This window comes from Janthinobacterium sp. AD80, from assembly GCF_002878455.1.
In the GTDB taxonomy this organism is placed as follows: Bacteria; Pseudomonadota; Gammaproteobacteria; order Burkholderiales; family Burkholderiaceae_D; genus Janthinobacterium.
In genome coordinates this window covers 20,731-39,958 of sequence record NZ_NRDQ01000004.1, presented here as the reverse complement: position 1 = coordinate 39,958, position 19,228 = coordinate 20,731, and the positions used below count along the sequence as shown (strand labels likewise).

General features: G+C 56.1%; 33 protein-coding genes. All 33 read left to right on the top strand.

Going from position 1 to position 19,228, the window contains the following annotated elements:
• The coding region (locus JaAD80_RS01025; RefSeq protein WP_258002758.1) for an ATP-binding protein at window positions 1-367 on the top strand (367 nt) is incomplete at its 5' end.
• Between the two features lie 115 nt (window positions 368-482).
• A complete protein-coding gene (creD, locus tag JaAD80_RS01020; RefSeq protein ID WP_180979245.1) occupies window positions 483-1,874 on the top strand; it encodes a cell envelope integrity protein CreD in 1,392 nt (463 codons plus the stop codon).
• Window positions 1,875-2,116: 242 nt separating this feature from the next.
• Window positions 2,117-2,305 carry a hypothetical protein gene (locus JaAD80_RS01015; protein WP_102292485.1) on the top strand — a complete coding sequence of 63 codons (189 nt, stop codon included), beginning with the start codon at window positions 2,117-2,119 and terminating at the stop codon, window positions 2,303-2,305.
• Between the two features lie 80 nt (window positions 2,306-2,385).
• A complete protein-coding gene (locus JaAD80_RS01010) occupies window positions 2,386-2,574 on the top strand; it encodes a hypothetical protein (protein ID WP_102292484.1) in 189 nt (62 codons plus the stop codon).
• Window positions 2,575-2,956: 382 nt separating this feature from the next.
• Entirely contained in the window at window positions 2,957-3,613 is a 657-nt protein-coding gene (gene rplC / locus JaAD80_RS01005) for a 50S ribosomal protein L3 (RefSeq protein ID WP_010394393.1), read from the top strand.
• Between the two features lie 3 nt (window positions 3,614-3,616).
• Entirely contained in the window at window positions 3,617-4,237 is a 621-nt protein-coding gene (gene rplD / locus JaAD80_RS01000) for a 50S ribosomal protein L4 (protein WP_034753197.1), read from the top strand.
• The gene (gene rplW / locus JaAD80_RS00995; RefSeq protein ID WP_010394398.1) at window positions 4,234-4,551 is read left to right on the top strand and encodes a 50S ribosomal protein L23; all 318 of its coding nucleotides are present in this window, start codon (window positions 4,234-4,236) and stop codon (window positions 4,549-4,551) included. Before rplD ends, rplW begins: the two co-directional genes overlap by 4 nt.
• Window positions 4,551-5,378, top strand: coding sequence for a 50S ribosomal protein L2 (gene rplB, locus JaAD80_RS00990; RefSeq protein ID WP_034753198.1), 828 nt, complete (start codon window positions 4,551-4,553; stop codon window positions 5,376-5,378). Before rplW ends, rplB begins: the two co-directional genes overlap by 1 nt.
• 10 nt (window positions 5,379-5,388) lie before the next feature.
• The gene (rpsS, locus tag JaAD80_RS00985) at window positions 5,389-5,664 is read left to right on the top strand and encodes a 30S ribosomal protein S19 (protein WP_008444295.1); all 276 of its coding nucleotides are present in this window, start codon (window positions 5,389-5,391) and stop codon (window positions 5,662-5,664) included.
• On the top strand, window positions 5,661-5,993 hold the full coding sequence (gene rplV, locus JaAD80_RS00980) for a 50S ribosomal protein L22 (RefSeq protein WP_170840583.1): 333 nt from the start codon (window positions 5,661-5,663) through the stop codon (window positions 5,991-5,993). Before rpsS ends, rplV begins: the two co-directional genes overlap by 4 nt.
• A 9-nt stretch (window positions 5,994-6,002) precedes the next feature.
• The gene (gene rpsC / locus JaAD80_RS00975) at window positions 6,003-6,827 is read left to right on the top strand and encodes a 30S ribosomal protein S3 (RefSeq protein WP_092718261.1); all 825 of its coding nucleotides are present in this window, start codon (window positions 6,003-6,005) and stop codon (window positions 6,825-6,827) included.
• 2 nt (window positions 6,828-6,829) lie between these two features.
• On the top strand, window positions 6,830-7,249 hold the full coding sequence (gene rplP, locus JaAD80_RS00970) for a 50S ribosomal protein L16 (RefSeq protein ID WP_034753201.1): 420 nt from the start codon (window positions 6,830-6,832) through the stop codon (window positions 7,247-7,249).
• A gap of 12 nt (window positions 7,250-7,261) precedes the next feature.
• Complete coding sequence (rpmC, locus tag JaAD80_RS00965) at window positions 7,262-7,453, top strand: 50S ribosomal protein L29 (protein ID WP_010394412.1); 192 nt, start codon at window positions 7,262-7,264, stop codon at window positions 7,451-7,453.
• Window positions 7,450-7,722: a 30S ribosomal protein S17 gene (rpsQ, locus tag JaAD80_RS00960; RefSeq protein ID WP_010394415.1), complete on the top strand. Its 273-nt coding sequence runs from the start codon at window positions 7,450-7,452 to the stop codon at window positions 7,720-7,722. Before rpmC ends, rpsQ begins: the two co-directional genes overlap by 4 nt.
• 253 nt (window positions 7,723-7,975) lie before the next feature.
• Window positions 7,976-8,344, top strand: coding sequence for a 50S ribosomal protein L14 (gene rplN / locus JaAD80_RS00955; RefSeq protein ID WP_008444317.1), 369 nt, complete (start codon window positions 7,976-7,978; stop codon window positions 8,342-8,344).
• Window positions 8,345-8,353: 9 nt separating this feature from the next.
• Complete coding sequence (gene rplX / locus JaAD80_RS00950) at window positions 8,354-8,668, top strand: 50S ribosomal protein L24 (RefSeq protein ID WP_034753204.1); 315 nt, start codon at window positions 8,354-8,356, stop codon at window positions 8,666-8,668.
• A 6-nt stretch (window positions 8,669-8,674) separates the two neighbouring features.
• Window positions 8,675-9,214, top strand: coding sequence for a 50S ribosomal protein L5 (rplE, locus tag JaAD80_RS00945; protein WP_010394421.1), 540 nt, complete (start codon window positions 8,675-8,677; stop codon window positions 9,212-9,214).
• Window positions 9,215-9,216: 2 nt separating this feature from the next.
• Window positions 9,217-9,522, top strand: coding sequence for a 30S ribosomal protein S14 (gene rpsN, locus JaAD80_RS00940; RefSeq protein WP_010394423.1), 306 nt, complete (start codon window positions 9,217-9,219; stop codon window positions 9,520-9,522).
• 14 nt (window positions 9,523-9,536) lie between these two features.
• The gene (rpsH, locus tag JaAD80_RS00935; protein WP_034753208.1) at window positions 9,537-9,932 is read left to right on the top strand and encodes a 30S ribosomal protein S8; all 396 of its coding nucleotides are present in this window, start codon (window positions 9,537-9,539) and stop codon (window positions 9,930-9,932) included.
• Window positions 9,933-9,942: 10 nt separating this feature from the next.
• Window positions 9,943-10,476, top strand: a complete 534-nt coding sequence (rplF, locus tag JaAD80_RS00930; RefSeq protein ID WP_034778281.1) for a 50S ribosomal protein L6 — start codon at window positions 9,943-9,945, stop codon at window positions 10,474-10,476.
• 13 nt (window positions 10,477-10,489) lie between these two features.
• Window positions 10,490-10,852, top strand: coding sequence for a 50S ribosomal protein L18 (gene rplR / locus JaAD80_RS00925; RefSeq protein WP_010394431.1), 363 nt, complete (start codon window positions 10,490-10,492; stop codon window positions 10,850-10,852).
• A 9-nt stretch (window positions 10,853-10,861) separates the two neighbouring features.
• A complete protein-coding gene (rpsE, locus tag JaAD80_RS00920; RefSeq protein WP_010394433.1) occupies window positions 10,862-11,380 on the top strand; it encodes a 30S ribosomal protein S5 in 519 nt (172 codons plus the stop codon).
• 10 nt (window positions 11,381-11,390) lie between these two features.
• On the top strand, window positions 11,391-11,570 hold the full coding sequence (gene rpmD / locus JaAD80_RS00915) for a 50S ribosomal protein L30 (RefSeq protein ID WP_010394435.1): 180 nt from the start codon (window positions 11,391-11,393) through the stop codon (window positions 11,568-11,570).
• 30 nt (window positions 11,571-11,600) lie between these two features.
• Window positions 11,601-12,032, top strand: a complete 432-nt coding sequence (gene rplO, locus JaAD80_RS00910) for a 50S ribosomal protein L15 (RefSeq protein ID WP_034753211.1) — start codon at window positions 11,601-11,603, stop codon at window positions 12,030-12,032.
• A 32-nt stretch (window positions 12,033-12,064) separates the two neighbouring features.
• Complete coding sequence (gene secY, locus JaAD80_RS00905; RefSeq protein WP_071325660.1) at window positions 12,065-13,399, top strand: preprotein translocase subunit SecY; 1,335 nt, start codon at window positions 12,065-12,067, stop codon at window positions 13,397-13,399.
• A gap of 18 nt (window positions 13,400-13,417) precedes the next feature.
• Window positions 13,418-13,636, top strand: coding sequence for a translation initiation factor IF-1 (gene infA / locus JaAD80_RS00900; RefSeq protein WP_005663428.1), 219 nt, complete (start codon window positions 13,418-13,420; stop codon window positions 13,634-13,636).
• Window positions 13,637-13,678: 42 nt separating this feature from the next.
• The gene (gene rpmJ, locus JaAD80_RS00895; RefSeq protein ID WP_010394471.1) at window positions 13,679-13,792 is read left to right on the top strand and encodes a 50S ribosomal protein L36; all 114 of its coding nucleotides are present in this window, start codon (window positions 13,679-13,681) and stop codon (window positions 13,790-13,792) included.
• Window positions 13,793-13,806: 14 nt separating this feature from the next.
• Window positions 13,807-14,172: a 30S ribosomal protein S13 gene (rpsM, locus tag JaAD80_RS00890; protein ID WP_046681666.1), complete on the top strand. Its 366-nt coding sequence runs from the start codon at window positions 13,807-13,809 to the stop codon at window positions 14,170-14,172.
• Between the two features lie 17 nt (window positions 14,173-14,189).
• Window positions 14,190-14,594, top strand: coding sequence for a 30S ribosomal protein S11 (gene rpsK / locus JaAD80_RS00885; protein ID WP_010394475.1), 405 nt, complete (start codon window positions 14,190-14,192; stop codon window positions 14,592-14,594).
• A 257-nt stretch (window positions 14,595-14,851) separates the two neighbouring features.
• Complete coding sequence (gene rpsD / locus JaAD80_RS00880) at window positions 14,852-15,475, top strand: 30S ribosomal protein S4 (RefSeq protein WP_071325659.1); 624 nt, start codon at window positions 14,852-14,854, stop codon at window positions 15,473-15,475.
• 106 nt (window positions 15,476-15,581) lie between these two features.
• Window positions 15,582-16,559, top strand: a complete 978-nt coding sequence (locus tag JaAD80_RS00875) for a DNA-directed RNA polymerase subunit alpha (RefSeq protein WP_008444343.1) — start codon at window positions 15,582-15,584, stop codon at window positions 16,557-16,559.
• 144 nt (window positions 16,560-16,703) lie between these two features.
• Window positions 16,704-17,096 carry a 50S ribosomal protein L17 gene (gene rplQ / locus JaAD80_RS00870; RefSeq protein WP_034753219.1) on the top strand — a complete coding sequence of 131 codons (393 nt, stop codon included), beginning with the start codon at window positions 16,704-16,706 and terminating at the stop codon, window positions 17,094-17,096.
• Window positions 17,097-17,266: 170 nt separating this feature from the next.
• The gene (dsbD, locus tag JaAD80_RS00865; protein ID WP_102292483.1) at window positions 17,267-19,216 is read left to right on the top strand and encodes a protein-disulfide reductase DsbD; all 1,950 of its coding nucleotides are present in this window, start codon (window positions 17,267-17,269) and stop codon (window positions 19,214-19,216) included.
• Window positions 19,217-19,228 lie beyond the last annotated feature (12 nt).

Sequence of the window (19,228 nt, the reverse complement as noted above, 5' to 3'; positions counted from 1 at the left end):
CGTGCAGCTCGACGCCGACGAGCTGCTGGTCGCCGGCGATGCCCTGCTGCTGCGCCAGGCGCTGGGCAACCTGCTTGACAACGCGGCCGGCTTCGCGCCACCGGGCAGCAGCATCGACCTGACGGCGCGGCGCCAGGGCGCCCAGGTGGAAATTGCCGTGCGCGACCGTGGCGCGGGCATCCCCGCGTATGCGCTCGAGCGCGTCTTCGAGCGCTTTTACTCGCTGCCGCGCCCCGCCAGCGGCAAGAGCACGGGCCTGGGCCTGCCTTTCGTGCGCGAGGTGGCCTCGCTGCATGGCGGCACGGTCGAGGTCATCAATCATGCGCAGGGTGGCGCCTGCGCCCGCCTGTGCCTGCCGCTGGCCTAGCTCGCCCGTTTATGGCCTGAATTTATGGGCTGAATTTATTTCCGCACTTCACACGCAGCGCACAGTCAGCGCACATGGGTTTTTTACACTGGCATCCTTACTTCAAGGATGCGCCATGCAAAAAACTTTATTCGTCAAAGCGTTGATCGTGTTCGGCCTGATGCTGCTGATCGGCTTGCCATTGCTGATGATCCAGGAAACGATCAAGGAAAGGATGGAATTCCGCCAGGAAGCCGTCAACAGCATCGCCGCCGATTCAGTGCGCGAACAAACCATCATCGGGCCCATCCTCGTGATTCCGTATGTGGAGCAGTATGACGAGCGGGTCGAGATCGCCGTCGACAAGGAGCAGCAAGGCAGCGTGCCGGCGCAGACACAGGTGCAGCGCCGCGTCATGCAGCGCCGCTTGCTGGTGTACCCGAACCTCTTGCTGCAGGAAGGCACCATCGAGACCGACCGCCGCTACCGTGGCATCCACCAGGTGCTGGTGTACAGCGGCCAGCATGCGTTCAAGGGCGACTTCACGGTGCCCAGTCTTGAGCAGTTGCCGCGCAAGACGCCGGACGCGCGCGTGACCCTGGGCGAGCCGTTTGTTGCCTTGTCCATCGAGGACGTGCGCGGCATCCGCAACATCCCGAAAATCGACTGGGGCGGGCGCCAGATCGAATTCGAACAGGGCACCGACCTGTTTGCCTTCCGCAGCGGCCTGCATGCACCCCTGGGCGCCATGCCGCTGGCGCAAGCGCAGCAGGTGAAATTCAGTTTTGACCTGGGACTGGACGGCATCGAACGCCAGCATTTCGTGCCGGTGGCGAAAAACAGCCAGATCAGCATCAAGTCGAACTGGCCCCATCCGCAGTTTGGCGGGCGCTTCCTGCCGTCGCCGAAACACCGCCAGATCAATGCCGATGGCTTTCAGGTCGAGTGGAATATCTCGTCGCTGGCCAGCAATGCGCAAACGCAGCTGAGCACGATCGAGGGCGAGTTCAAGGTGCCCGACAGCGCGCCGCTGGGCCAGGTGGACCGTTTCAGCGTCGGCTTCATCGAGCCGATCAATGTGTATTCGCAATCGGACCGGGCCACCAAGTATGGCTTGCTGTTTGTGGCGCTGACGTTTGCCGCCTTCTTCATCTTCGAGATCCTGAAGAGTCTGCCGATCCATCCCGTGCAATATCTGCTGGTGGGCCTGTCGCTGGTGATCTTCTTCCTGCTGCTGGTGGGCCTGGCCGAGCATATCGCTTTCCTTGCCGCCTACCTGATCGCCAGCGCCGCCTGTATCGCGCTGACCAGTTTTTACCTGGCGCATGTATTGCACAACGCCTGGCGCGGCATCGGCTTCGGCGTGGCGCTGACCATGCTGTATGGCGCCCTGTACGGATTGCTGAACTCGGAAAACAATGCGCTGGTGATGGGCAGCATCCTGCTGTTCGCCGTCCTGGCCGCCATCATGGTGGCGACGCGCAAGGTTGACTGGTATCAGATTGGCAAAGGCCCGGTGCAAGAATAGGGGTGCTGCTGTCGACATGATGCGGCAGGCCGATGGCTGGCCCCGGAACGTTCCCGGGCTGGCCATCGGCTTTTCCAGGGTAAAAATAGTGAACGCATAAACTTATCTGATTTATCAACAAATTGGTGTTTGGTTGGTATTGTTTACGGTATTCTATTGGTGTTACTTTTTTAGTAATGTCGGACCAGATGCTGCCTGCCGGTCCTACCATCGTTTCATCAATACACCAACGGAGACATACCATGATGAAGAAAACCGCGGCCTTTCTGTTTGCGCTCGGCCTGAGCGCGTCCTATGCGTTTGCCGCTGGCGATGTGACGCAGTGCTACAGCGAATGCGGGCAGAAAGTGGCCAATTGCCGGGCCCATCTGGGCGGCAGTCCCATCTGTACCGACCTGTACGATCATTGCCTGGCCAATTGCCAGCAGTAAGTCCTGCTGGTGCTGCGCCTTGCGGGCGCACGGGCAGCACCGATGATTTTTTAACCAGAAACCTATGAGTGGAGACATGCATGTACAAGAAAATCGCGGTATTCCTGTTTGCCATCGGCTGCAGCGCATCGTATGCCATGGCCGGCAATGACTGCACGCTGGAGTGCGCCATCCGGGCCAATACTTGTTCGGGCGGCATGCCCGGCTCGGCATCGAGCCCCATTTGCGAGATGATCTACCAGCATTGCATCGCGCAGTGCAAGGTCTGAGCCAGGGCGCCCTGTTACTGCTAGGGGGCCTTGCCTGACTGATGCGGGAGGAGGGCGCGTACGCCAGGTGCGCGCCCTTCTTGTTGGCGCCAGCGGCTGGCGTGCTTGCCAGCGACTGTCGTGATAGCCGAGCGGCGCGCAAGCCGCATGCGGCGGGGCTTTGCGCCCTTTTTTCTGGCGTGAAAACAGCCTTTTTCAGCCGCGCCGACAACTCCCGCAGGGGCGTCGCGCAACACTTTGACATACCTCGTGTTAACTTGTTGCGTCAAGGGTTTTTGTGCTATATACTAGCCGGCTTCGGTATGGATTCGTCTTTTTTGAGTCCTACGTTACTTTGTAGTTAAACAAGCCCCGCCCAATCGCAGGTGGGAATGGAGAAAAAATGAGCCTAGGCCTTCTCGGTCGCAAGGTTGGTATGATGCGCATTTTCACGGATGAAGGGGATTCGATTCCTGTCACCGTGTTGGACGTATCGAACAACCGTGTTGCGCAAATCAAAACCCCTGAAACAGATGGTTACTCCGCTGTTCAGGTCGCATTCGGTCAACGTCGCGCTTCCCGCGTGACCAAAGCTGTTGCTGGTCATCACGCTAAAGCTGGTGTTGAAGCCGGTACTCTGTTGAAAGAGTTCCGCGTTGACGCTGCTAAAGCCGCTGAACTGAAAGCTGGCGATGTTGTCGCCGCTTCCCTGTTCGAAGTCGGTCAAAAGATCGACGTGCAAGGCGTTACCATCGGTAAAGGCTATGCAGGCGTTATCAAACGTTACCACTTCGCTTCTGGCCGTGCAACGCACGGTAACTCGCGTTCGCACAACGTTCCAGGTTCCATCGGTATGGCACAAGATCCAGGTCGCGTTTTCCCTGGTAAGCGCATGACCGGTCATCTGGGTGACGTTAACCGTACGATCCAGAACCTCGTGATCGCCCGTATCGATGCCGACCGTCAGCTGTTGCTGGTCAAAGGCGCGATTCCAGGTGCGAAAAATGGCCAGGTAGTTGTCTCGCCAGCCATCAAAACCAAAGCCAAGAAGGGAGCTTAAACGATGGAACTCAAGCTTCTGAATGCGCAAGGTCAAGCCGCCTCGAACGTTGCTGCAGCCGATACGATTTTCGGCCGTGACTACAATGAAGCGCTGATCCACCAAGTCGTCATCGCTTATCAAGCGAATGCACGTAGTGGTAACCGCAAGCAAAAAGACCGTGAAGAAGTTCACCACACGACGAAAAAGCCATGGCGCCAAAAAGGTACCGGCCGCGCTCGTGCTGGTATGTCGTCGTCGCCACTGTGGCGCGGCGGTGGTCGGATTTTCCCGAACTCGCCTGACGAAAACTTCACCCACAAAGTGAACAAAAAAATGTATCGCGCAGGTATCTGCTCGATCCTGTCGCAGCTGGCTCGCGAAGAGCGCCTGATCGTCATCGACGATCTGACGATCGACGCGCCAAAAACCAAGCTGCTGTCGCAAAAATTGAACGGCCTGGGCTTTGATTCGGTTCTGATCATCACCGACGTTCTGAACGAAAACCTGGAACTGGCATCGCGCAACCTGCCTAACGTACTCGTCGTTGAGCCACGTCACGCAGACCCGATGTCCCTGGTGTTCTACAAGAAGATCCTGGTCACCAAAGCTGCACTGGCCAAGATTGAGGAGATGCTGGCATGAGCGCGATTTTGAAACATAGCGAAGAACGCTTGATGAAGGTGCTGTTGGCGCCCGTGATTTCCGAAAAGGCCACCATGGTCGCGGAAAAGAACGAGCAAATTGTATTCCGCGTACTGCCGGATGCAACCAAGCCTGAAATCAAGGCAGCGGTCGAACTGCTGTTCAAGGTTGAAGTTCTGTCCGTGCAAACTGCAAACCGCGAAGGTAAGCAAAAGCGCACCGGCAAGTTCAACGGTCGTCGTAACCATACCAAGCGTGCTTTCGTGTGCCTGAAGCCTGGCCAGGAAATCAACTTCTCCGAGGAGGCTGCATAATGGCACTCGTTAAGATGAAACCAACCTCGCCAGGCCGTCGCGGCATGGTGAAGGTGGTGAATGCCGACCTGTACAAAGGTCGTCCGTTCGCTGCCCTGGTTGAAAAGAAATCCAAGACCGCTGGTCGTAACAACAACGGTCACATCACCACCCGTCATATCGGTGGTGGTCACAAGCAACACTATCGCCTGATCGACTTCAAGCGCACCAAAGATGGTATTCCAGCGAAAGTGGAACGTATCGAATACGATCCAAACCGCACCGCGAATATCGCTCTGCTGTGCTACGCCGACGGCGAGCGTCACTACATCATCGCAACCAAAGGCATGGCCGTTGGCGACAGCGTGATGAACGGTTCGGAAGCACCGATCAAATCGGGTAACTGCTTGCCAATCCGTAACATCCCAGTCGGTACCGTGATGCATTGCGTCGAAATGCTGCCAGGTAAAGGTGCCCAAATGGCACGTACCGCCGGCGCCGGCGTTGTGCTGATGGCCCGTGAAGGTACCTACGCTCAAGTGCGTCTGCGCTCGGGTGAAGTACGTCGCGTGCACATCGAGTGCCGTGCTACCGTTGGTGAAGTCGGCAATGCCGAGCACAGCCTGCGTAAAATCGGTAAAGCTGGTGCGATGCGCTGGCGCGGTGTTCGTCCTACCGTTCGCGGTGTGGTCATGAACCCGGTCGATCACCCGCACGGTGGTGGTGAAGGTAAAACAGCAGCTGGTCGTCATCCAGTTTCGCCTTGGGGCCAACAGACTAAAGGTAAGAAGACACGCAGCAACAAGCGTACGACTTCCATGATCGTCTCGCGCCGCGGCAAGAAATAAGGGGTAGCACATGACACGTTCATTGAAAAAAGGGCCGTTCTGTGACGCCCACCTGGTGAAAAAAGTTGAAGCTGCGCAAGCTGCCAAAGACAAAAAGCCAATCAAAACCTGGTCGCGTCGTTCGACAATCATGCCTGACTTCATCGGCCTGACGATCGCGGTTCATAACGGCAAGCTGCACGTGCCGGTTTATGTTTCCGAAAACATGGTTGGTCACAAGCTCGGCGAATTCGCACTGACCCGTACGTTCAAGGGCCATGCAGCTGACAAAAAGGCTAAGAAATAATGGAAACTAAAGCTATCCTCAAAGGTGTGCGCCTGTCGGACCAAAAGGGCCGCCTGGTTGCTGACCTGATCCGTGGCAAGAAAGTTGACGCTGCACTCAACATCTTGCAATTCAGCCCGAAAAAAGGTGCTGCGATCATCAAGCGCGTTCTGGAATCCGCTATTGCGAATGCCGAGCACAATGATGGTGCGGACATCGACGAATTGTTCGTGAAAACGATCTACGTCGAAAAGGGCCCCGTCCTGAAGCGCTTCACCGCGCGTGCAAAAGGCCGTGGCGACCGTATTTCGAAACAATCCTGTCACGTTTACGTGACTGTCGGTAACTAAGGAGCCACGATGGGTCAGAAAATTCATCCAACCGGTTTCCGTCTGGCGGTCACCCGTAACTGGGCTTCGCGCTGGTATGCAGGCAACGGTAATTTCGCTGCCATGCTGAACGAAGACTTGAAAGCACGTGCTTACCTGAAAAAGAAACTGAAGAACGCATCCGTTGGCCGCATCGTTATCGAGCGCCCAGCCAAGAACGCGCGCTTCACGATCTACAGCTCGCGCCCAGGCGTGGTCATTGGTAAAAAAGGCGAAGACATCGAAGTACTGAAGTCCGCTTTGACCAAGATCATGGGCGTGCCTGTTCACGTGAACATCGAAGAAATTCGCAAGCCGGAAATCGATTCGCAACTGATCGCCGATTCGATCTCGCAGCAGCTGGAAAAACGTATCATGTTCCGCCGCGCCATGAAGCGCGCAATGCAAAACGCAATGCGCCTGGGTGCACTCGGTATCAAGATCATGTCGTCCGGCCGTCTGAACGGTATCGAAATCGCACGTAAAGAATGGTACCGCGAAGGCCGCGTGCCTCTGCATACCCTGCGCGCCGATATCGACTACGGTACCAGCGAAGCGTCGACCACCTACGGCATCATCGGTGTCAAGGTGTGGGTATACAAAGGTGACCGCGCGCCTAACGGCGATGCACCAGTCATCGATACCCCAGCTGACGAGAAGAAAAGCCGCGGCCCACGCCGTGACGATGGCAAGCCAGCTGGCCGTCCACGTCCAGCCGGTGCCGGTGCGAAACCATCCACAGCACCAGGTGCACGTGTGCGTACCGCCGCTAAACCGGCCGCCGCAGCAGCACCAGCTGAGAAAGCAGGAGAATAATCATGCTGCAACCAGCACGCAGAAAGTATCGTAAAGAGCAGAAAGGCCGTAACACCGGTATTTCGCACAGCCGCGGCACCGCCGTGTCGTTTGGCGAATTCGGTCTGAAGGCAGTTGCGCGCGGTCGTATCACTGCGCGTCAAATTGAAGCGGCGCGTCGTGCAATGACGCGTCACATCAAGCGCGGTGGCCGTATCTGGATCCGTATTTTCCCGGACAAACCGATTTCGAACAAACCGGCTGAAGTCCGTATGGGTAACGGTAAAGGTAATCCTGAGTACTACGTCGCTGAAATTCAGCCAGGCAAAGTACTGTACGAAATGGATGGCGTTGATGAAGCGCTGGCACGGGAAGCATTCCGTCTTGCCGCCGCTAAACTGCCACTGGCGACGACGTTTGTCATCCGCCAAGTCGGCCAATAATTGGAGTTGTATATGAAAGCATCTGAACTCCGCGGCAAGGACCAGCCAGCTCTGCAAAAAGAGCTGAATGACCTGTTGAAGGCACAGTTCGGCCTGCGCATGCAAATCGCTACGCAGCAGCTGAGCAACACTTCGCAGCTCAAGAAGGTACGCCGCGATATCGCGCGTGTGAAGACGGTAATGAATCTGAAGGAAGCCAAATGAACGAACCAGTGAAACAGTCGCTCAAGCGCACGCTGATCGGTAAAGTGGTTTCGGACAAGATGGACAAGACCGTTACCGTTCTGATCGAGCGCCACGTAAAACATCCTTTGTATGGCAAGATCATCATGCGCTCGAACAAGTATCACGCGCATGACGAGACCAACCAAGTCAAGGCCGGTGACACGGTCGAGATCCAGGAAGGTCGCCCGATCTCCAAAACGAAGGCATGGACGGTGACACGTGTGGTTCAAGCCGCACCAACCGTTTAAATAAAAACCACCGTTTCGGCGGTGGCTTTTAATTAGTACTTGCAGGCCCGCAAATTGTATGTAATACTTGCGGGCTTCGTTCATGTAACGCCGCAAAGTGTCTGGCCACAGACAGTAGCATTCGCGGTCAGTTGATGTATGAAGGTCATGCACCCAAACAGTGAAGCCCAGCAGGGCGGCTCTGGCGGGACCAAGACTGACCGTGGGTCTACATTGTGTGGATTCTTCGGCTTAAGTTGGGAAAGAGAATACTATGATTCAAACTGAAAGCCGGCTCGAAGTGGCTGACAATACCGGTGCCAAAGAAGTAATGTGCATCAAGGTATTGGGCGGCTCCAAGCGCCGTTATGCTGGCATTGGCGATGTGATCAAGGTAACCGTTAAGGTTGCTGCGCCACGTGGCCGTGTCAAAAAAGGTGAAATTTATAACGCCGTGGTTGTGCGCACCGCTAAAGGTGTTCGCCGCCAAGACGGTTCCCTGGTGAAGTTCGACGGCAACGCCGCCGTTCTGTTGAACGCCAAGCTGGAACCGATCGGTACCCGTATTTTTGGACCTGTCACGCGCGAACTGCGCACTGAGAAGTTCATGAAAATCGTGTCCCTGGCACCGGAAGTCCTGTAAGGAGTCGTAATGGATAAGATTCGTAAAAACGACGAAGTCATCGTTCTGACCGGGAAAGACAAGGGCAAACGTGGTGTGGTACAGCAGCGTATCGATGCTGAACATATCGTGGTTGACGGCATTAACATCGCTAAAAAAGCGACTAAGCCAAACCCGATGACTGGCGTAACTGGTGGTATCGTCGATAAGACCATGCCAATTCACGTGTCCAACGTTGCATTGTTTAATGCAGCGACTGGCAAGGCAGATCGCGTGGGTTTCAAAGAAGTGGATGGCAAAAAAGTCCGCATCTTTAAATCCTCCGGCGAAGTAGTGAAGGCTTAAGAAATCATGGCACGTCTCCAAGAATTCTATAAAGAAAAAGTCGTTGCCGACCTGACCAGCAAGTTTGGTTACAAGTCGGTAATGGAAGTTCCACGCCTGACCAAGATCACCCTGAACATGGGTGTTGGTGAGGCTATCGCGGATAAAAAAGTTCTCGAGCACGCAGTTGCTGACTTGACCAAGATCGCCGGCCAGAAGCCAGTGACCACCAAGTCCCGCAAAGCGATCGCAGGCTTCAAAATCCGTGAAGGTTACCCGATCGGTACGATGGTCACCCTGCGCGGCGCTCGCATGTACGAGTTCCTGGATCGCTTCATTACCGTGGCTCTGCCGCGCGTACGCGATTTCCGTGGTGTGAACGGCCGTGCATTTGATGGTCGTGGCAACTACAACATCGGTGTCAAGGAACAGATCATTTTCCCTGAAATCGAATACGACAAGATTGACGCGTTGCGCGGTATGAATATCAGCATCACGACAACCGCTAAGACCGATGACGAAGCCAAAGCTTTGCTCGCCGCCTTTAAATTCCCTTTCAGGAACTGATCATGGCCAAACTGTCACTGATTAATCGTGAGATCAAGCGTGCTGACCTGGTGGCGAAATTCGCCCCTAAGCGCGAAGCTCTCAAGGCCATCGTCGATGACCAATCGAAATCGGAAGAAGAGCGCTACGAAGCTCGCCTGAAACTGCAGGCGCTGCCACGTAACTCGAACCCGACGCGTCAACGTAACCGTTGCGCCATCACTGGTCGTCCGCGCGGCACATTCCGTAAATTCGGTCTGGGTCGTATCAAGCTCCGTGAATTCGCCATGCGTGGTGAAATTCCGGGTATGACAAAAGCAAGCTGGTAATAGGAGAATATGCAATGAGTATGAGCGATCCTATCGCCGATATGCTGACCCGCATTCGCAATGCACAAGGCGTGCAAAAGACGACCGTGGCCATGCCATCGTCGAAAGTCAAAATTGCGATTGCCAGCGTCCTGAAGGACGAGGGTTACATTGAAGATTTCGCTGTTGCCGAAGCTGGTGGCAAAGCGGAACTGAAAATCGGTTTGAAGTATTATGTTGGCCGTCCCGTCATTGAGCGCTTGGAGCGCGTGTCCCGTCCGGGTCTGCGCGTCTACAAGGGTAAAGACGAGATCCCTGTTGTGATGAATGGCTTGGGTGTGGCGATCGTGTCGACTCCGCAAGGCGTCATGACTGACCGCAAAGCACGCGCTACCGGTGTCGGCGGCGAAGTTATTTGCTACGTGGCTTAAGGAGTTACACATGTCTCGAGTAGCTAAAATGCCTATCGTAGTGCCAGCTGGCGCCGAAGTCGCCATCTCCGCACAAGCGATCACCGTAAAAGGCCCGCTGGGCGTACTTTCCCAGGCCCTTACCGGCCAGGTTAAAGTGGAAAACAATGCAGGAACCCTGAGTTTCGACGTGGCGAACGACAGCCGCGAAGCCAATGCCATGTCCGGCACGCTGCGCGCACTGGTCAACAACATGGTTGTTGGCGTCACCAAGGGTTTCGAGAAAAAGCTGAACCTGGTAGGCGTGGGTTACAAGGCGCAAGCTCAAGGCGACAAGCTGAATCTGTCCCTGGGTTTCTCGCACCCTGTAGTGCATGACATGCCAGCTGGCGTTACCTGCGCAACACCAACCCCGACCGAGATCCTGATTAAAGGTATCGACCGTCAACAGGTTGGCCAGGTAGCCGCTGAAGTTCGTGCTTACCGCGCTCCTGAGCCTTATAAAGGCAAGGGCGTTCGCTATGCGGACGAAGTGGTTAAGCTTAAAGAAACCAAGAAGAAGTAATTAGGGGCTGACGATGGATAAGAAAGAATCACGGCTTCGCCGCGGACGCCAAACCCGCATCAAGATTGCGGAATTGAAAGTAAATCGCTTGTCGGTGCATCGCACCAACCTGCACATTTACGCCAACCTGATCAGCCCGGACGCTAAAGTCCTGGTTTCGGCCTCGACGGCTGAAGCGGAAGTTCGCGCTGAACTGGCAGGCCAATCCGGCAAAGGCGGCAATGCCGCTGCTGCAGCCTTGATCGGCAAGCGCGTCGCTGAAAAAGCGTTGAAAGCAGGAATTACCGAAGTTGCGTTCGACCGCTCCGGTTTCCGTTACCACGGCCGTGTGAAAGCGTTGGCAGAAGCCGCACGCGAAGCCGGTCTGAAGTTCTAAGGATCAATCATGGCAAAAATGCAAGCAAAAATGCAAAGCGACAAGCCGGATGATGGCATGCGCGAAAAAATGATCGCGATCAACCGCGTGACCAAAGTGGTCAAGGGTGGTCGTATCATGGGTTTCGCCGCGCTGACCGTAGTTGGTGATGGCGATGGCCGCGTCGGCATGGGCAAGGGCAAATCGAAAGAAGTGCCAGTTGGCGTGCAGAAGGCAATGGAAGAAGCCCGTCGCAACCTGATCAAAGTACCGCTCAAAAACGGCACCTTGCATCACACGGTTGTTGGTCGTCACGGCGCCTCCAAGGTCCTGATGAACCCAGCTAAGCCTGGTACTGGCGTTATCGCTGGTGGCGCAATGCGCGCTATCTTCGAAGTGATGGGCGTGACGGACGTGGTGGCGAAATCCACCGGTTCGAACAACCCATACAACCTGGTACGCGCTACGCTGGACGGCCTGTCGAAAATGAGCACTGCTTCCGATATCGCTGCCAAGCGCGGCAAGTCGGTCGAAGACATTCTGGCTTAAGGTGGACAAAATGACAAACACAGTCAAAGTGCAATTGGTCAAGGGCTTGATCGGTACGCGCGAATCGCATCGCGCTACCGTGCGCGGTCTGGGTCTGCGTCGTGTAAATTCGGTTTCCGAATTGCAAGACACCCCATCCGTACGCGGCATGATCAATAAAGTATCGTATCTCGTTAAAGTTGTCGGGTAAGCCTTCGGGCTTACACGAACGGAGCAAATCATGGAATTGAATACTATTGCACCAGCCGAAGGCGCTAAGCACTACAAGCGTCGCGTCGGTCGCGGTATCGGCTCCGGCCTGGGTAAAACCTCGGGTCGTGGTCACAAAGGTCAGAAATCGCGTTCGGGCGGCTTTCATAAAGTCGGTTTCGAAGGCGGTCAGATGCCTCTGCAACGCCGTCTGCCTAAGCGCGGTTTCAAATCGATGCACGCAACCTTCAAAGCTGAAGTGCGCCTGTCCGATCTGAACAACCTGGCTGTTGGCGATGTCGACATTCTGGTCTTGAAGCAAGCTGGCGTTCTGGGCGTGTTGGCCCGTGACGTGCGCGTGATCTTGTCCGGCGAAATCACCAAAGCGGTGAATTTGAAGGGCTTGAAAGTGTCCGCTGGCGCGAAAGCAGCCATCGAAGCAGCCGGCGGCTCGGTAGCCTGAGTTGACCGCTAACAGCTTGATCGGAGCGAAAATTGGCGACTAATCCACAACTTGCTAAAAGTGCAGCGGCCGGTTTCCCTTGGGGACGGCTCTGGTTTTTGCTTGGCGCATTGGTGGTTTATCGTATCGGTGCTCACGTCCCGGTTCCCGGGATTGACCCGACACAATTAGCCTCGCTGTTCAAGGAGCACGAAGGCGGCGTCCTGGGCATGTTCAACATGTTCTCGGGCGGTGCCTTGTCTCGTTTTACAGTGTTTGCGTTGGGTATCATGCCTTATATCTCGGCCTCGATCATCATGCAATTGCTGTCGATCGTGTCACCGCAGATGGAAGCGTTGAAAAAAGAAGGCGAAGCAGGTCGTCGCAAGATCACCCAGTACACCCGGTATTTCACGGTTGCCCTGGCACTGTTCCAAGCGTTAGGCATTGCAGTCGCACTGGAGTCGCAAGCTGGTCTGGTGTTGGAGCCTGGTCTTGCATTCCGCTTCGTGACGGTCGTCACTTTGTTGACCGGAACAATGTTTTTGATGTGGTTGGGTGAGCAAATTACCGAGCGTGGCTTGGGGAATGGCATCTCGATCATCATTTTTGCCGGGATTGCAGCCGGTCTGCCGTCGGCGTTGGGTGGCTTGTTCACTCAGGTGTCGAATGGTTCGATCAGCAGCTTCAGCGCGATTTTCATCGTGATCCTGGTAGCACTGGTAACGTACTTCGTTGTATTCGTCGAACGTGGTCAGCGCAAAATATTGGTCAATTACGCGAAGCGCCAGGTAGGCAACAAGATTTATGGCGGTCAAACCAGCCATTTGCCGTTGAAGCTGAACATGGCCGGCGTGATCCCGCCGATCTTTGCTTCTTCGATCATCTTGTTCCCGGCCACTATCGTGGACTGGTTTTCAAAGGGCGCCGACAACGCTAACCCTGCGGTGCGGTTCTTGAAAGATTTGGCAGCATCGATGGGGCCTGGTGAGCCTATCCATGCGCTGTTGTACGCAGTGGCGATCGTGTTTTTCTGTTTCTTCTATACAGCGCTGGTATTTAACAGCAAGGAAACAGCGGACAACTTGAAGAAAAGCGGTGCGTTCATTCCCGGGATCCGTCCAGGCGAGCAGACAGCCCGTTACATCGACAAGATCCTGACACGCTTGACACTTGCCGGCGCAGTCTACATCACCCTGGTGTGTTTATTGCCGGAATTTATGCAAGCCCAGTGGAAAGTACCATTCTATTTCGGCGGTACTTCTTTATTGATTATTGTAGTTGTCACCATGGATTTCATGGCGCAAGTACAGAACTACGTGATGTCGCAGCAATATGATTCGCTGCTGCGCAAAGCAAATTTCAAGGGCGGAATTCCGACGCGTTAAGCGCGGTAAACATACCGAATGGCAAAAGACGACGTCATACAGATGCAGGGCGAGATTCTTGAGAATCTCCCAAATGCAACATTTCGAGTGAAGCTGGAGAACGGACACGTGGTGCTCGGGCATATTTCAGGTAAAATGCGGATGAATTATATTCGCATTCTCCCTGGAGACAAGGTGACGGTGGAGTTGACGCCGTACGACCTGAGCCGAGCCCGCATTGTGTTCCGTACCAAGTAACACACTGAATCAAACCAAAGAAGCGAAAGAAAGAGCCCAAAAATGAAAGTTCTCGCATCAGTCAAGCGGATCTGCCGCAACTGCAAGATCATCAAGCGCAAAGGCGTAGTCCGCGTTATCTGCGTGGAACCACGTCACAAGCAGCGTCAAGGTTAATCGAGGAATAACAAATGGCACGTATTGCAGGGGTTAATATCCCAAATCATCAGCATACCGTTATCGGCCTGACGGCCATCTACGGTGTGGGCCGTCCACGCGCAGAGAAAATCTGTGCATCGACCGGTGTAGCAACCAACAAAAAGATCAAAGATCTGGATGACAGCGAACTGGAAAAGCTGCGCGATGAAGTAGGTAAATTCATCGTCGAAGGCGATCTGCGTCGTGAACTGTCCATGAACATCAAGCGTTTGATGGATCTGGGTTGCTACCGCGGCATGCGTCATCGTAAGGGTCTGCCTTGCCGTGGCCAGCGTACGCGTACGAACGCACGTACCCGCAAGGGACCGCGTAAAGCCGCTCAATCGCTGAAAAAATAATCCGCTAGGGAATAATTATGGCTAAGTCGCAAAATAACGCCGCATCAGCACGCGTGCGTAAAAAAGTTAAAAAGAACGTCGCTGAAGGCATCGCACATGTCCACGCATCGTTCAATAACACCATCATTACCATCACCGATCGTCAAGGCAATGCCTTGTCGTGGGCTACCTCCGGCGGTGCAGGCTTCAAGGGTTCGCGTAAATCGACCCCATTCGCAGCGCAGGTCGCCGCGGAAGCCGCTGGTAAAGTGGCTGTTGAGTGTGGCGTGAAGAACCTGGAAGTACGTATCAAGGGCCCAGGTCCTGGTCGTGAATCCGCCGTTCGCGCGCTGAACAACCTGGGCATCAAGATCACCGAGATCCAGGACGTGACGCCGGTACCGCACAACGGTTGCCGTCCACCGAAACGTCGTCGTATCTAAGATAGTGTTGCAGAGGGCGCTTCGGCGCCAGCTGCTTTGCTGTCTGTTGTAACTCAGTACAGTTGTGTGAAAACGCTGGAGCAGGGAGCCGGAAACGGTTATACTGCCCGGCTGTTCTTGCCTGTCAAATCCTGTTTGACGGGTTTTTCGTTTTCAGCCACCGTCTGATTGAAACCAAATCAGACTAGCGCCTAACCGCATCAGTGTGTTTGATCATGCATGTGGCTGGGGCGTTATCATTTAAAAAAGGAAGTATCGTGGCACGTTATATCGGACCTAAAGCAAAACTTTCCCGCCGTGAAGGTACAGACCTGTTCCTGAAGAGCGCACGTCGCTCGCTGGACAGCAAGTGCAAACTGGACGTCAAGCCAGGCCAGCACGGTGTCAAATCCGGCGCCCGCACCTCGGACTACGGTAACCAACTGCGCGAAAAGCAAAAAGTCAAGCGCATGTACGGCGTGCTGGAACGTCAATTCCGCCGCTACTTCGCTGAAGCAGACCGTCGTAAAGGCAACACCGGCGAAACGCTGTTGAAGTTGCTGGAAACGCGTCTGGACAACGTTTGCTACCGCATGGGCTTTGGCTCGACCCGCGCTGAAGCGCGTCAACTGGTCAGCCACAAAGCGTTCACCGTGAACGGTATCGTTGTGAACATCGCTTCGTACGCAGTTAAAGTTGGTGACATCATCGCTGTTCGTGAAAAATCGAAAAAGCAAGTGCGTATCGTTGAAGCACTGTCGCTGGCTGAACAAGTTGGTATGCCTAGCTGGGTTTCGGTTGATGCCAAGAAAATGGAAGGTACCTTCAAGTCCCTGCCAGAGCGTAACGAAATCGCTAACGACGTCAACGAATCGCTGATCGTCGAGCTGTACTCGCGTTAATAGTAGTTAGCAAGACTCCCGCCCACTCACCTTCTTGAGTGGGCGTTTTACTAATGCCATCAGCCTTATCGGTGTAATGAGCCGAGGGTATTGAAAAGGACATTTCATGCAAAACAGTTTGTTGAAGCCACGTATTATCGATGTTGAAGCTCTCGGTGCAGGTCACGCCAAGGTCGTGATGGAACCGTTCGAGCGCGGCTATGGCCACACATTGGGTAACGCGTTGCGCCGCGTTCTGCTGTCGTCGATGGTAGGCTACGCGCCGACCGAAGTGACGATCGCTGGCGTCGTCCACGAATATTCTTCCCTCGATGGCGTGCAAGAAGACGTCGTCGATCTGTTGCTGAACTTGAAGGGTGTGGTTTTCAAAGTCCACAACCGCGATTCGGTAACCCTGACCCTGAAAAAAGAAGGCGAAGGCGCGATCCTGGCCTCCGACATCGACCTGCCGCATGACGTCGAACTGATCAACCCTGACCACGTGATCGCCCACCTGACCGCCGGTGGCAAGCTGGACATGCAGATCAAGGTTGAAAAAGGCCGCGGCTACGTTCCTGGTAACGTGCGTCGCCTGTCGGAAGACACCAACAAGACCATCGGCCGCATCATCCTGGACGCGTCGTTCTCGCCAGTGCGCCGTGTATCGTACTTCGTTGAATCGGCCCGCGTTGAACAGCGTACCGACCTGGACAAGCTGATCATCAACATCGAAACCAACGGCGTAATCTCGCCGGAAGAAGCGATCCGCCAGTCGGCCCGCGTTCTGGTGGACCAGTTGAATGTGTTCGCTGCCCTGGAAGGCACGGAAGCCGCCGCCGAAGCGCCATCGCGCGCTCCGCTGGTCGATCCTATCCTGTTGCGTCCAGTCGACGACCTGGAGTTGACCGTGCGTTCGGCAAACTGCCTGAAAGCGGAAAACATCTACTACATCGGCGACCTGATCCAACGTTCGGAAAACGAACTGCTGAAAACGCCAAATCTGGGCCGCAAGTCCCTGAACGAAATCAAGGAAGTGCTGGCATCGCGCGGCTTGACCTTGGGCATGAAGCTGGAAAACTGGCCGCCTGCCGGCCTGGAAAAGTAATCGTTATTCGTAGTTGTAGCAAACTGCCTGGGACAGGTGTCCCAGGCTTTTATTTTGTAGTACCAAACCGGTCCGCGGCTGTACGGGTTTCCCGCCCAGCCGATCGAAGAACTGGCATTTAAACACTCACCGAAAGGATTTATCATGCGTCACGGTCACGGCCTCCGTAAACTGAATCGTACCTCGTCCCACCGTCTGGCAATGCTGCGCAACATGACAGTATCGCTGCTGCGTCACGAAGCGATCAAAACCACCCTGCCAAAAGCAAAAGAACTGCGCCGCGTTGTCGAGCCAATTCTGACCCTGGGCAAAACCGACTCCCTGGCAAACAAGCGTCTGGCCTTCAACCGCCTGCGCGACCGTGAAATGGTCGTCAAACTGTTCGCTGAACTGGGCCCACGTTTCGCCAACCGTAACGGTGGTTATGTGCGTATCCTGAAAATGGGTTTCCGCGTCGGCGATAACGCTCCTATGGCGTTCGTTGAACTGATGGATCGTCCAGATACGACCGAAGCAGTTGAAGTTGCTGGCGAGTAATCCCAGTAGCCGCATCTGAGAAGCCAGGCCTAGCCTGGCTTTTTTGTTTTCTGCTGCAGCTATTCTTACTGCGGTGTACTATTCACCTTTCGCGCCGGCCCTGCAGCCACTGCACGCCCCGCGCGTCTCTTGTTGAATGGCACAGCTGATGCCGTAGAAAAAGGTCGTTCATGTCCCGTTTTCCTTCCAGCGCCACTGCGCGCGCCGCCCCCTTACGTCAACTGCTGCTCTGGTTTGCCACCTGTTTATTGCTGGCCATGGCCATCTTTGGCACGGGCCATGCCCGCGCCGATGATGAATTCCTCGACCCGGAACTGGCTTTCAAGTTTTCCGCGCGCATGCAGGACCCGGCCACCATCGCCGTCACCTATGTGATTGCCGATGGCTACTATATGTACCACGAGCGCTTCAAGTTCGAGGCCGTGGGCGCCAAGCTGGGCACGCCCGTGTATCCGAAAGGCAAAGTCAAGTTCGACGACACCTTCCAGAAGAACGTGGAAACCTTCCGCAAGACCCTGACCATCACGATCCCCGTGGAAGCGGCTGGCGCCTTCACTCTGAAGGCGACGGGACAGGGCTGTTCCGACAAGGGCCTGTGCTATGCGCCGCAGGATGCCACGGCGCAGCTGGTCGGTGGTGGTGGTGGGGGCCAGAGCCAGGCGCCAGGCGCCGGCCTGCCGTCGAAGTTCGCCTTGCCGGCCGCGCCGGCAGTCGACACGGCGGCCGTCAACGGCCCACAGGCGCAGGCCTCGCCTGGCGTATCCGTGATGAGCATTCCCCAGGCGGACATCACCAGCACGCCGGACGCGGCAGCGGCGCCCGTGGCGGCAGCCCCTGCGCCGGCACAAAACGAGATGGGCAAGATCGAGTCGGCCCTGAAGGGCGGCAAGCTGCTGGTCATCGTGCCCCTGTTCATGCTGCTGGGCCTGGGCCTGGCGTTTACGCCTTGCGTGCTGCCGATGGTGCCGATTCTGTCGTCGATCATCATCGGCGATGGCGCCAAGGTCAGCCGTTCGCGTGGCTTGCTGCTGTCGCTGACCTACGCGCTGGGCATGGCGATTGTCTACACGGCGCTGGGCGTGGCGGCCGGCCTGGCCGGTGAAGGCCTGGCGGCCAAGCTGCAAAACCCGTGGGTGCTGGGCTTCTTCGCCTTGCTGATGGCGGGCCTGGCGCTGTCGATGTTCGGTTTTTACGAGCTGCAAGTGCCGGCTTTCCTGCAAGGCAAGCTGACCTCCGTGTCGAACCAGCAATCGTCGGGCCGCCTGGCGGGCGTGTTCGTCATGGGCGCCATTTCCGCCCTGATCGTGGGCCCGTGCGTGGCCGCGCCGCTGGCTGGCGCCTTGCTGTACATCAGCCAGACGCGCGACGTCATCATCGGCGGCGGCGCCTTGTTTGCCATGGCGGTGGGCATGAGCGTGCCGTTGATCCTGGTGGGCGTGTCGGCCGGCACCTTGCTGCCGCGCGCCGGTGCCTGGATGGATGCCGTCAAGCGCTTTTTTGGCGTGCTGCAACTGGGCGTCGCCTGGTGGCTGGTCTCGCCCGTCTTGCCGGGCGCCGTGCAAATGCTGGGCTGGACCGTCTTGTTTGTCGGCTATGGCATGTATCTGCTGGTCGGCAAAAGCGGCGCGCAGCACGCCTGGGTGGCGAAGGCCTTCGGCCTGGTGTTTGCCGTGCTGGGCGCGATGCAACTGGTCGGCGTGGCCAGCGGTGGCCGCGACCCCTTGGCGCCGCTGGCGCACCTCGGTGGTGGCCAGGTCCATGCGCAGCCATTTACGCGCGTAAAAACCGTGGCGCAGCTCGACGCGGCGCTGGCCCAGCTGAACGGCAAGCCGGCCCTGCTGGACTTTTATGCCGACTGGTGTGTGTCCTGTATCGAGATGGAAAAACTGACCTTCGTCGATCCCGCCGTGCGCGAGAAGATGGGGCGAGCCGTGCTGCTGCAAGTGGATGTGACGGCCAATGACGCGGACGACAAGGCCATGCTGAAGCGTTTCCAGCTGTTCGGCCCGCCGGGCATCATCATGTTCAATCCGCAAGGGCAGGAAATCGCCCAGTCGCGCGTGATCGGCTTCCAGAATGCCGCAACCTTCCTGACCTCGCTGCGCAAGCTGGAAGAGTAGGCGGGTAGCTTG